At 68.3% G+C, this 12,866-nt stretch carries 13 protein-coding genes and 1 pseudogene; 13 read left to right on the forward strand and 1 reads right to left on the reverse strand.

What is annotated here, in order from left to right:
- Positions 1-24: 24 nt before the first annotated feature.
- A pseudogene (locus QHF84_RS08040) lies at positions 25-140 on the forward strand (IS3 family transposase); the annotation flags it as partial.
- 477 nt (positions 141-617) lie between these two features.
- On the opposite strand, the gene QHF84_RS08045 reads toward QHF84_RS08040, so the two are convergent.
- The gene (locus tag QHF84_RS08045; RefSeq protein ID WP_281312608.1) at positions 618-761 is read right to left on the reverse strand and encodes a hypothetical protein; all 144 of its coding nucleotides are present in this window, start codon (positions 759-761) and stop codon (positions 618-620) included.
- A gap of 398 nt (positions 762-1,159) precedes the next feature.
- On the opposite strand from QHF84_RS08045, the gene QHF84_RS08050 reads away from it, so the two are divergent.
- From QHF84_RS08050 to QHF84_RS08105, 12 genes are all read left to right on the forward strand, one after another.
- Positions 1,160-1,780 (forward strand): DUF4255 domain-containing protein, encoded by a 621-nt coding sequence (locus tag QHF84_RS08050; protein ID WP_281312609.1) that lies wholly within the window; start codon positions 1,160-1,162, stop codon positions 1,778-1,780.
- Positions 1,777-2,547, forward strand: a complete 771-nt coding sequence (locus tag QHF84_RS08055; protein ID WP_281312610.1) for a hypothetical protein — start codon at positions 1,777-1,779, stop codon at positions 2,545-2,547. The genes QHF84_RS08050 and QHF84_RS08055 overlap by 4 nt, the downstream gene beginning before the upstream one ends.
- Before the next feature lie 24 nt (positions 2,548-2,571).
- The gene (locus tag QHF84_RS08060; RefSeq protein ID WP_281312611.1) at positions 2,572-4,935 is read left to right on the forward strand and encodes a phage tail sheath subtilisin-like domain-containing protein; all 2,364 of its coding nucleotides are present in this window, start codon (positions 2,572-2,574) and stop codon (positions 4,933-4,935) included.
- A gap of 20 nt (positions 4,936-4,955) precedes the next feature.
- Positions 4,956-5,414, forward strand: a complete 459-nt coding sequence (locus QHF84_RS08065) for a phage tail protein (protein ID WP_271926574.1) — start codon at positions 4,956-4,958, stop codon at positions 5,412-5,414.
- Between the two features lie 77 nt (positions 5,415-5,491).
- The gene (locus QHF84_RS08070; RefSeq protein ID WP_281312612.1) at positions 5,492-7,030 is read left to right on the forward strand and encodes a phage tail sheath C-terminal domain-containing protein; all 1,539 of its coding nucleotides are present in this window, start codon (positions 5,492-5,494) and stop codon (positions 7,028-7,030) included.
- Complete coding sequence (locus QHF84_RS08075) at positions 7,027-7,518, forward strand: phage tail protein (RefSeq protein WP_281312613.1); 492 nt, start codon at positions 7,027-7,029, stop codon at positions 7,516-7,518. The genes QHF84_RS08070 and QHF84_RS08075 overlap by 4 nt, the downstream gene beginning before the upstream one ends.
- Positions 7,515-8,855: a hypothetical protein gene (locus tag QHF84_RS08080; protein ID WP_281312614.1), complete on the forward strand. Its 1,341-nt coding sequence runs from the start codon at positions 7,515-7,517 to the stop codon at positions 8,853-8,855. Before QHF84_RS08075 ends, QHF84_RS08080 begins: the two co-directional genes overlap by 4 nt.
- Positions 8,856-8,857: 2 nt before the next feature.
- A complete protein-coding gene (locus QHF84_RS08085; protein WP_281312615.1) occupies positions 8,858-9,046 on the forward strand; it encodes a hypothetical protein in 189 nt (62 codons plus the stop codon).
- A gap of 27 nt (positions 9,047-9,073) precedes the next feature.
- The gene (locus QHF84_RS08090) at positions 9,074-10,159 is read left to right on the forward strand and encodes a contractile injection system protein, VgrG/Pvc8 family (protein WP_281312616.1); all 1,086 of its coding nucleotides are present in this window, start codon (positions 9,074-9,076) and stop codon (positions 10,157-10,159) included.
- On the forward strand, positions 10,159-10,854 hold the full coding sequence (locus QHF84_RS08095; RefSeq protein WP_281312617.1) for a phage baseplate assembly protein V: 696 nt from the start codon (positions 10,159-10,161) through the stop codon (positions 10,852-10,854). Before QHF84_RS08090 ends, QHF84_RS08095 begins: the two co-directional genes overlap by 1 nt.
- On the forward strand, positions 10,848-12,467 hold the full coding sequence (locus tag QHF84_RS08100) for a hypothetical protein (RefSeq protein ID WP_281312618.1): 1,620 nt from the start codon (positions 10,848-10,850) through the stop codon (positions 12,465-12,467). Before QHF84_RS08095 ends, QHF84_RS08100 begins: the two co-directional genes overlap by 7 nt.
- Positions 12,464-12,865 (forward strand): GPW/gp25 family protein, encoded by a 402-nt coding sequence (locus tag QHF84_RS08105; protein ID WP_272420677.1) that lies wholly within the window; start codon positions 12,464-12,466, stop codon positions 12,863-12,865. The genes QHF84_RS08100 and QHF84_RS08105 overlap by 4 nt, the downstream gene beginning before the upstream one ends.
- Position 12,866: the final 1 nt, after the last annotated feature.

Below are 12,866 nucleotides of genomic sequence, written 5' to 3' on the forward strand. Positions count from 1 at the left end.
CGGGTCGTGGGCTTCGCGATGCCCTACGCCAGCGAGGACTACCGGAACGCGCTGCGCGACCACGGCATCGTGGGGAGCATGAGCCGCACGGGCGACGGCTGGGGCAACGCGGTCGCCGAGAGCTTTTCGCGACCCTCAAGGTTAAGCTGGTCGACGCGATGCGCTTCCCGACACGGGATGCTGCGATGGCGTCGATCGGTGACTACCTCGAGCTCGACGCCATACTCGAAACGAACGGTCGACGAGGCATCGATACGATACTTGCGGGGAGGCTCCCTGGGCCGAAGGCCCGGTGATGGTCCGATTCGTGCCCGCAGCGCTGGCAGCGCCGTCGGGTGCGCGTTGAACGCAGGAATGGCGGCCCGGATTCACGAGGAGCAGTAACGTTACGCTAGGTCGTCCGGCGGGAGGTCGAGATGGCGAGGCGCGCTCCCCGAGGCGAGGGGCAGGCGTGGCGTCGACGGGGAGCGTGCTCCGCGGGGTGCCGGCGCAGCGACACCCGTCCGCCGGTTCATAACCGGAAGGAATGCCTGCAGCGGACATGAGGACGATGAGGTGCGTAGAGGAGCGCGCGGCGCGCAAGACGAATTTCAGGAACAGGGCGTGCCCGCCGAGGCTTACAAGAGGAGACAGCGGTTCGGGCGAATGGCAGCCACGTCAATGGCAAAAAGGGTGCCGCCCGCCCGCGCCGCGCCGCGCCGCGCCGCGCCGCGCCGTTCGGGAGACGCGTCATCCAGCAGGGCGTCCTTTTCGGTTCGCATTGGAAGACATGCGAAGCAGCCACCCATGGCGCGCGCCCATATAAGGAGAAGTGCTGGCGTACTCGTGTTCGCACTTTCGACATCCGACATCCGAAAGATAAGTGTTGACATCGAATCCAAAATCCATGATAAGGTGGCGGAGCGTCCGGGGACTCCTTAGGTATTCTTAGAACGTCCGATTCCCGGCGTTGACGCCGGGATACGTCTGCGCGCCCCGTGAGCGCGACGTCGAGCATGACAGGCAGTCGGGAAGCGCCGCGAGCGCCCTGGATCCAGGGAGGCGGACGCAGGAATACTCGTGTATTCCGCGGACGACGACGGACGATCCAGGGCGCGCAGCACGTTCATCGACTGCCTACTGGTGCAATCGAAGTACCCGTGCCGGAGGAATGCGGTTCGTGGCGAGTTTTTATGCCATTCATTCTGTCGCTGATTCGCTGGCGTCGTACCTGAGGTACGCGTATCAGGCGGATCAGGCGAAGCCCGAGCACTCGTCGCTCCTGCCGAGCTGCGATTTCGCCGTCCTGTCGAGCGGTGAAATGGGCGATGTGAGCGAAGGCGAAGACGCGCCCGTCAAGCCGCGGGTGTCGCTCTACATGTACCGAGCGACGGTCAACGAGCACCTCAGAAATCAGCCGCTCGGAGCGAGGCCCTCCGACGCGCCGCCCCCGCTCGCGCTCGATCTGCATTTCCTGCTCACGGTGTGGTCCGACAAGGTCGAGGACGAGCTCAGGATCATGGGGTGGACGATGCTGAAACTGCACACCCACCAGATCCTCGGCGCCTCCGATCTCACGGAGGAAGGCAAATTCGGGCCTGATGAGGTCATCCACGTGATCCCCGCCGAGCTCTCGAACGAAGATCTGATGCGCATCTGGGACGCGATCCGGCGCCCCTACTGCCTCAGCGCCTCGTACATCGCGCGCGTCGTGCGCCTCGAGGATCTCGGAACGTACGATCCGGCCAAACCCGTCCTCGCGCGGCGCTTCGAGGTCCAGGACAAGGGAGGTGGCTCGTGATCGTCGAGCTCGTCGACGACCGCGTGCTCGGCGCGGTCCGCTTCCTCGATGCGGAGACGGGATTGCCGATCCTGAGTCCTCTCTCCGTCGCCGGGGAGGGAATACGCTTCGTCGCGAATCGCTCGGGCATGTTCGTGATCACCCGCGCGCGCACGGGCGCCGCGAGCGTCGATGCCGAGCTCGCGGCGTTCACGGGCTCTTTTCAAGCGCCGCCCGGCGCGCCGGCGCATGGATCCGTCGCGCTCGAGTTCACGGTCGCCGACCCCGGCGGGCGGTACCTCTCGCGTGTCGGCACCGTGCACCTGCCGCGCAGCCAATCGAATGCCGCGTTTTCGCCCGTCGAGTACCTCCTCTATCCATCCCCCATCGCGCGCCCCGTCGCGGTGACGACGAGCGTGCGGCTGTCGATCTCGTACGACGACGGGGAGAAGGTCGCGGGCGCGATCGTGGAGGTCTCCGTGCCCGTCGACGAAAACGTCACGCGTGTCGGCCGCGGCTTGTCCGACGCGCGCGGCGAGGCTATCGTCTTCGTGCCGCGTATCCCCGTCGTCCGATGGGGAGAGGACACGAGTGGGGCCGTCGCGACGGCTCCTTTCGAGGGAGAGGCGCGCGTCTACCTCGCGAAGGCGGGCTACGCGCCGCTTTATCCCGACGAGCGCGACGAAAACAACGCGACGCTCGCTTGGCAAGGGGCCATCGAGCTCGTCTCGGGTCGAGAGCACCGGCTCGATCCCATTACCATTTCGACGAACCCACCTACACCTTGATCCATCCTCGAAGGAGGGGCCCTCGTGCCTGAATACCTCGCGCCTGCAGTATACGTGGAAGAGACGAGCTTCCGCTCCAAATCCATCGAAGGGGTGAGCACCAGCACCACTGGCTTCGCTGGGCCCGCGCGCAAGGGCCCGGTCGGCGAGCCCGAGCTCGTCACGAGCTTCGCCGATTTCGCGCGGCTCTTCGGCGGGCTCGCCGATCTCGATCTCGGCCAGGGCGTCGATCCCCTGAATTACCTCGCGCACGCCGTGCGCGCCTATTTCAACGAGGGAGGCGGCAGGCTCTACGTCGCCCGCGTCTTCGGCGGTGATCCGGAGACGGACGGGATCGCGAGCCTCACCTTCGCGGTGGGGGGTCACAACGTGACGCTCGCGGCCCGCTTCCCCGGCAGCACGGGCAATGGCAAGTTCGTCTTCCGCGGCGTGAGGACGCCGGCCGCCGATGCGGCGCTCGCCGGCGCCTCCGAGGGGACGATCGCGGTCGTCACCGCGAACGCGTCGCCCGCGCTCGCGAAGGCCGCCACGCCGCTCGGACCGACGTTCGACTTGAAGAACCTCACCACCCTCAAGCTCATCGCCGAGGCGAACAACGTCGCCACGCCGAAGACCATCACGTTCAAGGGCAAATCGGCCGAGGTGACATCGGATGCGGTGGCCACGCCCGGGAACGTGACGATCGCCAATGGTGAGGAGCTCGTCGTCGAGATCGGCGATCTCGAGCAAAGGCTCGCCCTCACGACCGGCACTTCGCTCGAGGCGATCGCCATCGAGATCAACAAGAGCCTGCGCGGCGGGTATGCATTCGTGTCCGGCTCGACGCTCGTCCTCGGCACGGACGCGGCGGGCACGGGCGCTCGGATCGAGGTGAAATCGTCTCCCGCGGCGATCGCGTTCACCACGCCGCTCAAGGGCAATGCGAACGACACGGCGAACAACAACGTCCCCGACCTCCACGCGGTCGGGGTGAACGACATCCAGGCCCTCATCACTGCGGAAAACCTCGCCGTCAAGGTGTTCATCGACAAGGACGGCAATCTCACGTTCGCCACGACGGCGACAGGCTCGAAGGCAAAGATTACGGTGGAGGGGACGGGGACCGCGAACGCCGCGCTCGGCTTCGGCTCCCCGGCCGACACGTGGGGCGAGGGCGCCGGCAGCGCGACCGATCTGTTCTTCAAGAAGCTCGCGAATGGAAACTGGGCGGACGCGGACGGCAATACGAGCACGGCCGCGCAGCTGCTCGCGCAGGGTGATGTGTCCCTCTTGTCGCTCACGCTCACGACGATCGACGCCGACGGCGACGAGACGACGTACGAAAACCTCGCGGTCGACAAGGCGCACCCGCGCTTCATCGGCAACGTGCTCCCACCGGACGCGATGAGCCGCGCGGATCACCTCGGGCGCCTCTTCTCGGTGACGGTCTCGACCAATGTCGATACGTTCGATCTCTTGACGGCGCTGCTCGCGAATAGCGGCGTGCGGCAGCTCGCGGGCGGAGACGACGGCGGCGAGCCCGTCACGGCGAGCTACGCGAAGGGCTTCGCGGCGCTCGGCGGCGTCGAGGACATCTCGATCATCGCGGCCCCTGGCTCGTCGGCGTACACGGACGCGCATGGCATTCGGACCGAGCTCATCGCCGCGGCGGAGACGAGGCGCGCCTACCGGATCGCGGTCGTCGATCCGCCGAAGGGCCTCACGATTTCGGAGGTCCAGACGCTCCGCGCGAAGCACGACTCGACGCGCGCTGCGCTTTATTACCCCTGGGTCGTCGTGCCAAACCCGCTCGCGAGGCCCGGCAGCACGGACCCGCGCGAGCTCGTGCTCCCCCCGTCCGGCTTCGTTTGCGGCATCTATGCCCGCAGCGACGTCGAGCGAGGCGTGTGGAAGGCGCCCGCGAACGAGGTCGTCCGGAGCGCGCTCCGCTTCGATACCGATGTGAACTTCGCGGAGCAGGAGGTCTTGAACCCGATCGGGATCAATTGCCTGCGTTACCTCTCCGGCCGCGGATACCGCGTCTGGGGCGCGCGCACGATGAGCTCGGATCCCGAGTGGAAATACGTCAACGTGCGCCGCTACTTCAACTACATCGAGCGCTCGATCGACGTCGGGACGCAATGGGCCGTCTTCGAGCCGAACGGCGAGCGGCTCTGGGCGAACGTACGCGAGACGATCGGCAGCTTCCTCTACAACGAGTGGCGCTCGGGCGCGCTGCTCGGCGCGGACGCGAAGCAGGCCTATTTCGTCCGCTGCGATCGCAGCACGATGACGCAGAACGACCTCGACAATGGCAGGCTCATCTGCCTCGTCGGCGTGGCCGTCGTCAAGCCCGCCGAGTTCGTCATCTTCCGGATCGGCCAGAAGACCGCCGACGCGGGCAACTGACGAGGAGAACGTAGATCGCCATGAGCACGAGCAAGCGACCGCCCTACGGGGCATTCAATTTCACGGTCTCAATCGACGGGAGCGACGCGTTCGGCGGGTTCTCGGACGTCTCCGGGCTCAACACCGAGTTCACGATGGCCGAGTACCGCGAGGGCAGCGACCCGGACAACCACGTCCGCAAGGTGCCCGGCATCTACAAGACGGGCGACGTCACGCTCAAGCGCGGCATCGTCGATTCCAGGGCGTTCTGGGACTGGATCGCCGACATCCGCAAGCGTGGGCCGCTCGGCCGCAAGGAGGTGCTCATCACGCTGCTCGACGAGGCGCGCAAGCCCGTCCAGGCGTGGAAGCTCCTCAACGTGACCCCCATGAAATACACGGGGCCGACGCTCGCGGCGAAGGGCGGCGGCGACGTGGCCATGGAGGAAATCGTCCTCTCGGCCGAGGACATTCAAATGGGCTTCCCTGACGTCACCTGATCGATAGGGCTACGCGCGTGATGAACCGGCTCGTCTTCGATAGCGCCCCTCGGGCTCCCGCGAGGGGCAGCGCGCGAATGGATGTGGCCCTCTTCGTGGGGTTCGCCGAGCGCCGTGCTGATGTGCCCGTCGCGGCCTCGATCAAGCGCTGGCTCGAGGAGGCCGGATGGACGCGCGGGCCTTACAAGCGAGACGACGAGGAGAATCCCACGCTCGTCGACGTGCCGGTGCCGATCGATCGATGGGAGACCTTCGATCGGCATTTCGCGTGGGATCGTGGCGACGGACTCTCGGCGCCGCATGCCGGGACGTACCTCGGCGCCGCCGTCCGCTCGTTCTTCGCGCAAGGGGGGCGGGCGTGTTACGTCGTCGCGCTCGCCCCACCGAAATCGTCCGAGGGGAGCCAGAGTGACCGTTTGATGTACCTCGCGAAGCTGCTCCCCGGCGTGGGCGTGTCATTCGACGCGTCTCCCGTCGATCGGGCGCTCTGGAGGGGCGCGGCGCACGTGCTCGGTTTGCCCGACGTCTCGCTGCTCTGCTTGCCCGACCTCGCGGCGCTCTGCGCGGCCGACGTCGCTCCCCCGGCGCCGCCGGTGGTGCCTTCGGGCGCGCCCGAGGTCTTCGTGGAATGCTCGGCGTCGTCGACGTCTTCGACCTTCACCATGTCGCCGCTCGCCGCGGGCGTGCCTCGCTGCAATGCATTGGGGTACGACGCGTGGGCCACGTTCGTCGCGCGCGCGGGGGCGATGCTGGCGCGCCACGCGCGCGAGGTCGAGCTCGTCGCGGCGCTGCCCATTCCGCTCCGCGACGAGGATACCGCGCTCGCCGAGGAGGACCTGCACGCGTTTTTGCTCACGTCCGGCGGCGAGGGCGGCGCGTGGGCGCTCCTTCCTCGGATCGAGAGCTCGTTCGTTCAAATCGTGTATCCGTGGGTGAAGACGCCGGCGTCGGCGATCTTGCCCGGCGGCGTCGAGAGCCCCGACGCCGTGCTCGCGGGCGTGCTCGCGCGGAATGCCCTCGCGCGCGGCACGTTCCGCAGCGCGATGGGCGCGGAGCTCGCCGACGTATTCGAAGTTTTCCCATTGCTCGAGCGCAGCGCGATCGCGTCGCGGCCGCGGGCTTCGATGCTCGGGCCGGTGACGAAGGGCGGGCACACGAAGCGCGCGCTCGACGTGCCGCTCGTCGACCGCATTTCGCTCCTCGGCACGACGCCTTCGGGCCTGCGGCTGCTCTCGGACGTCACGACCTCGCCGGACGAGGCATATCGTCAGGGCGGGCTGCAGAGGCTCGTCTCGGTGCTCACGCGCGCCTTGCGCGACGTCGGCGCCGCCATTGTGTTCGAGCCGGCCAATACGCAGACACGCGCGCGCATCGTGCGGCGCATCGAGGGGATCGTCACGCGGCTCTGGGAGCTCGGCGCGCTCCGCGGCGCGGAGCCGGAGGAGGCGTTTTCCGTGCGCTGCGACGATACCACGACGACGCAGGCCGACGTCGACGCGGGGCGCCTCGTCGCCGAGATCGAGTTTTCCCCGGCGCACGCGATCGAGCGCATTCGCGTGACATTGACGCTGCGCGAGGACGGCGCCGCGTCGCTCGGGAGGAGGGAGGCGCCGTGACGACGAATGCGCCGTTCTTGCGACCGCCGATGTACGCGTTCCGGTTCGAGCTCGCCTTCGATCCGGAGCCGTTCAAGCGGCCGAAAGGCGAGACCGTCGGCTCGTTCGCCGAGTGCACCGGGCTCGAGGCCACGATGGAGCCGAAGGTGATCAAGGCGGGCGGGAACAATTATGGCGGAAAGCAGCTCGCTGGCCCCGTCACGTTCGCCACGGTGGTGCTCCGGCGCGGCATCTCGCGCGGCGGGCAGCTCTTCAAATGGTTTCACCGCGTGGCGAGCGGCGATTATGGTCATCGGTGCGGCGTGACGATCACCGTCTTCCCGCCCGACGGGGACAGCGAGCCGCTCCTCTGGAAGCTCTCGCGCGCCATGCCGGTGAAATTCAAGGCCGCCGATCTGAATGCGAGGGCCACCGAGGTGGGCATCGAGGAGCTACACCTCGTCCACGAGGGGCTCACGCTCGAGCTCGGCAAGGGAGGCGGCAAGTGAGCGACCCGAAGCGAGCCCAGTTCGTGGTCAAGCGAGCTGGCGGCAAGAAGCAGACGATCGACGTCGATTTCAATCCGGCGTCGCTCCAGCTCACGATGGAGACCAAGCTCGCCCAGAGCAAGGACAAGAGGCTCGGCAAGCAGCAGGTCGTCAACGAGAGCACCTCGAAGCTCTCGATGGAGCTCGTGTTCGACACGACGGCCACGGGGGCGAACGTCTGCGACAAGACCGAGCAGGTCGCGCGCATGCTCGGCGACACGAAGGGCAGCCCCCCGCCCGAGGTCCTGTTTTCCTGGGGCGCATTCGCGTTCACGGGCCTCGTGGATTCGTACAAGGAGACGATCGAGTTTTTTTCGGCCGATGGCGTCCCGCTCCGCTCGACGGTCGCGCTCGGGATGACGAGCAAGAAGGACGTCTTCAATCGCGGCCCGGACGGCCTCAAGGCGGGCAAATGGGCCGGATCCTCGTCGATGGAGAAGGGCGCGACGGAGACGCCGCGCGCGCCGGGGCAATCGACGACGGACGCGGGCACGGAGGGCGGCGATCCGAACGCCGGCCGGGCGATCGCGGAGCAAAATAGCGAGGAAAACATGCGTTTTCCCGAGTCGGACACGCTCACCGTGGACGACGCGGTCCCGCTCGCGCCGCCCGTCCCGTTCGCCGAGGGGGGATCCGGCGCGGGGTTCGGTGCGTCGGCGGAGTTCGGATTCGGGATATCGGCCGAGTTCGGGTTCTCGGCCGAGTTTGGTATGGGTGTCTCGGCCGATTTTGGCGTGTCGGCCGAGTTCGGCCTCGGCGTCTCGGCCGATTTTGGGATCTCTGCCGATTTTGGTGGAGGAGGAGGTTCGTCCGGGATCGGGGGCTCCTCGGGCGGCGGCGTATCCGGAGGTCTTGGTTCGCCTACGGGGGGCACGAGCCGCCCCGGCGGTGCGTCTGCGGGCCCCTCGCGTTCGTCCGGGGGCAGGACGCTCGGCGCCGTCGGGGCCGCGGGGACGCGCGCGCGGCTCTCCGGCGGCGCTGCCGCCGGCGCGACGCGGGGGACGCGAAGTGGACTGCCCGGCCAAACCTCCGCCGCCGCAGGCGGTCCGGCCCGCGGGAGCCGCGCGTCGGCGGGCGTCCCGGCGACCCAGGGCGCTTTTGATGGCATTCACACGCCTTCCCCCGGGCAGGGGGCCGCGCGGAGGCCGCGGATCGACCCTTCGCGGCTGCTCCCGTCGTCCGAGCCGGGAACGGAGCGTGTCGACGAGGACGCGGTGTTCGAGATCGGGGGCAAGCTCGTGGCCGGCGCGCCGCGGCTCGGCGGCGCGAAGAGGCGCGTTCGATTCGACGAGGAATGAGCATGCGCATATCGATCGACAAGGTGGTGGGCAGCGTCGCCCAGGGCCCCGGCGAGGGCTCCGGCGGCGAGCCATCGAGCCCGCGCGACGCCGCGCCCGAGGAGGGCGCGCTGGTCGAGGAGCGCATCGACGAGATCGAGCGCGAGCTCCGCATCCGCGCCGCGCGGCGAGCGCGTCGCTGTGCCGATTGAAAGGTCCCCGGGCGAGCACGAACGACCATGGCCGAGACAAACCTCACCGAAGAAGACATCAACCGCGTGCGGCCGACCGTGCGGGTCTCCGGCAAGGCCTCCGACGGGGTGACGAGGCTCTTGTCGAGCATGCGCATGGAGGAATCCGAGGGCGGGATGTCGTCGCTCGAGCTGCGCCTGCTCAATGCCGCGCGCTTCGAGGACGCCGAGGTCGAGCTCGCCTTCGAGGACGAGGCCACGATCAGGCACGGCGTCGAGATCGCGGTTTATGCGGGTGACGAGCTGGGCCCGCAAGAGATCTTCCGCGGCCTCGTCACGGGGCTCGAGGGGACGTTCGAGGTTGGTGTGGCGCCGGAGCTCTTCGTGCTCGCGGAGGACGCGCTCCAGCGGGCGCGTTTGTCGAGGCGAACCCGCGTGATCGAGGACGCGCGCATCGATTCGATCGCGAAGGAGCTCGCCTCGCGCATCGGCCTCGATCCCGTCGTGAAAGGTTTCACGGAATCGCTCGGCACGCAGGTGCAGCTCGACGAGACGGACCTCGCATTCCTGCGGCGCATGCTCGCCGCGCGTGACGGCGACGTGCAGGTCGTGGGCAAAGAGCTGCACGTCTCGCCGCGCAAGGACGTCCGCCGCGGCGTGCTCGAGCTCATGCTCGGCAGCACGCTGCGCCGCGCGCGCGTCACGGCCGATCTGGCGCATCAGGTCACCGAGGTGACCGTGGGCGGCTGGGACGCGATCGCGGGCCGGAGGGTCGAGGGCAGCGGCACAGGGACGAACCTCGGGCCCGGCGCGGGGCGGCGCGGATCGGCGCTGCTCGAGGCCGCCGTGGGCGCGCGAATCGAGCACCTGCGCGACGTGCCTGCGACGACCGACGACGAGGCGCGCGCGATTGCGGAGGCGAGCTTCGATCGCCGGGCGCGCCGGTTCGTCTGCGTCGACGCGACGGCCGAGGGCAACCCTGCGCTGCGCGTGGGCACGCACGTCCGCCTCATCGGCCTCGGCCCGCGGTTCGACAATACGTACGTCGTCGTGCGGGCCCAGCACCGCTTCGACGTCGAGCGCGGGTACGAGATCGATTTCGAGGCCGAATGCGCCTTCCTGGGAGGACCGTGATGCAAGCCCCCGAAGCCCCTCGAACCCCGAGCCTCGGCGCGCTCCACGGGACCTATCTCGGCCGCGTCGTCGATGTCGCCGACCCGGAAAACCTCGCGCGGGTAAAGGTTCGGCTCACGACGACGTCGCCGGGCGTCGGTGATATCGACGCCGCGGTGTGGGCCCGCGTCGCGGTCCCGTTCGCCGGGGGCGGTCGGGGCGCGTTTTTCCTGCCAGACGTCGACGACGAGGTCGCGGTCGTGTTCGTCAATGGGGATCCGCGCCAGCCGCTCGTCGTCGGTGGGCTCTGGAGCGGCTCGGCGAAGGCGCCGGACGAGCTCGGCGGCGATCGCGTCGATCGGTGGACGATCACCGGAAAGCGGGGCAGCCGCGTCGCGATCGTCGAGGCGGCGGACGGGCAGGCGACGGTGACGATCAGCACGCCCGGCGGCGAATCGATCACCGTCGAGCAGACGAGCGGCGGCCGTATCGTCGTCGAGGCGGCGAACAACAAGATCACCCTCGACACGAAGGGCGTGACGGTCGACGCGGCCCAGAAGGTGACGGTCAACGGCGCCCAGGTCGAGGTCAATGCGGCCGACGTCAAGGTCAACGCCATGATGTCGACGTTCTCGGGCATCGTGAAATGCGACGTCCTCCAGGCGGTGACCGTCGTCGCCAATACCTACACGCCGGGAGCTGGGAACGTATGGTAGCGCATCCGGTTTCATTGCGAGGGCTCGGGTTCGACGGGCGGACGGGGGATCCGCTCCCCGCCGAAGGGGGCCGCCCGGTGCTCGTCGAGCGAACGGACGACGATTTCGTCGTGGCTCTCCTCGCGGAGCTCGCGACCGCCGAGGGGCGCAAGGCGATCGCGAAGGCGACGCGGAGCGCGGGCGAGCCCGTCACGTCCCTCTCGCTGCTTCAGCCCGTTCACCGCTCGTTTTACCTCGCGATGTTCGAGGTCGTCTGTGAGGTGTTCGGCGAACCTCGCCTCGATCCGAAGCAGATCGACAGCGCGGGCCTCGTGCTGCGGCGCGTGAGTAAATCGGGCGCGCGCGAGGGGTGGATGCGCAAGAATGGGCAGGCGGTCGGCTGGGTGGAGCTCGGCCCGGAGGAGCTCGATCGGGATCCGGATCCCGCGCGCCGGAAATCGCCCCACGCGGCCGGCAATGCCGAGATCGAGGCTCGGCTCGCCTCGACCCTCGGCGCGCCCGATTCGCTCGAGGAGGCGACGACCCTGCTCTTCGTCGCGCCGCCGAACGTCTGCGCCGCGGTGGGGAAAACCATTCTTTATGGGCTCGTGCCCCTCGCCAGCAGCGAGTTCGCGAGGACGAACCTGGCCCCGCCGAAATACGACGAGGGCGAGATTCGCGACATGCTCTCGCCTTATTTCGTCGTCTCGCCCTCCGCGCCGAGCTTGCGCGGGCTCGCGGGTAAAACATTCACGCGCAAATGGCGCGAGGAGCTCGCGGAGGACAAGACGTTCCTCGCCGAGGCGGGGGGCGACAAGGCGCTCGCCGAGACGCTCAGGAACACCGCCGTCGCGACGCTCGAGCGATTCGTGATCATGCTGCGCGGCCTCTCCGCCGTGTTCGACGCGTTCGAGAATCCGAGCATGAAAAAAGCGCTCGACGGCGTGCTCCTGCCGTACAAGGGCGAGGCCAAAGGGCGCCCCGCGGGCAAGACGCTCGCGGACGCCGCGGAAGTGTTCGTTCATGACAAGCGCAACCAATCGTTCGTGATGCCCGCGTCGTGGCCGGCGATCACGCAGGCGCAGGCGGCGACGATCGCGGCTGCTGCGTCGCTCGCGTCGCAGAAGCGCGTGGCCGCGATCGCGCCGCGGCGGGGGCGCTTCGACGACATCGACGCGACGTACGAGATCCAGGCGTTCGTCCGGGTGAAGCGCGACGACGGGTGCCCGCCGAAGCTTTCGTTTTGCGCAGCGCCGAGCCGCGCCTTCCGCGTGGCGCCCTGGTACGAGAATGGCAACCTGCCGCCGATCCAGGTCGCGCTGCCGCCCATCGACAAGGACAACATCAAGAAGTTTTTGCCGAACGTGGCCTTCCGCGTCCCGAAGAACATCTTCGACATGCTCGCGAAGAACAAGCCCGAGGATTTCCTCGACGGGAAGGCGAAGGAGGGCGGCGGCGGGATCGACTGGATCTGCGGGTTCAACATCCCGATCATCACGCTCTGCGCGTTCCTCGTGCTGAACATCTTCATCGGGCTCTTCAACATCGTCTTCTTCTGGATTGCATTCATCAAGATATGCATCCCGGTGCCGAAGAGCCTCACCCAGGGCCTGCCGAAAGGGATGACGTCATGACCAGCCGCGCCTCGCCCCCGCGCCCGCCGGTGGGTTTTCCCTTGCTCGCCGTGCCCGACGACGCGGGCGAACTGCATTTCCCCACGCTCGAGGAGAGCGTGCGCCAGGCGATTCAGATCATCCTGCGCACGCGCCCGGGCGAGCAGCTCATGCGCCCGGCGTTCGGCGCGGGGCTCGAGAGCTTCGTGGGCGAGCCGAGCACGCTCGCCACGCGGCGCCGCATCCGCGACACCATCGCCGATGCGCTCGCCCGCTGGGAAGACCGCATCGACGTCGAGCGCATCGACGTCGTCGACGTGGACAGCGCGCCCGCGGAGGTCCGCGTGGAGATCGTCTACCGCCTGCGCCGCACGGGTCTCGTGCAATCGCTCGGGCTGACCATGGATCTCGGAGGATAGG

Source organism: Polyangium sp. y55x31, assembly GCF_029946505.1.
In the GTDB taxonomy this organism is placed as follows: Bacteria; Myxococcota_A; Polyangia; order Polyangiales; family Polyangiaceae; genus Polyangium.

Bases quoted from the DNA above. Each gene is read 5' to 3' on its own strand.
- QHF84_RS08065 (WP_271926574.1), top strand. From the start codon at position 4,956: ATGAGCACGAGCAAGCGACCGCCCTACGGGGCATTCAATTTCACGGTC.
- QHF84_RS08105 (WP_272420677.1), top strand. From the start codon at position 12,464: ATGACCAGCCGCGCCTCGCCCCCGCGCCCGCCGGTGGGTTTTCCCTTG.
- QHF84_RS08085 (WP_281312615.1), top strand. From the start codon at position 8,858: ATGCGCATATCGATCGACAAGGTGGTGGGCAGCGTCGCCCAGGGCCCC.
- QHF84_RS08045 (WP_281312608.1), bottom strand. From the start codon at position 761: ATGCGAACCGAAAAGGACGCCCTGCTGGATGACGCGTCTCCCGAACGG.
- QHF84_RS08100 (WP_281312618.1), top strand. From the start codon at position 10,848: ATGGTAGCGCATCCGGTTTCATTGCGAGGGCTCGGGTTCGACGGGCGG.
- QHF84_RS08090 (WP_281312616.1), top strand. From the start codon at position 9,074: ATGGCCGAGACAAACCTCACCGAAGAAGACATCAACCGCGTGCGGCCG.
- QHF84_RS08095 (WP_281312617.1), top strand. From the start codon at position 10,159: ATGCAAGCCCCCGAAGCCCCTCGAACCCCGAGCCTCGGCGCGCTCCAC.
- QHF84_RS08070 (WP_281312612.1), top strand. From the start codon at position 5,492: ATGGATGTGGCCCTCTTCGTGGGGTTCGCCGAGCGCCGTGCTGATGTG.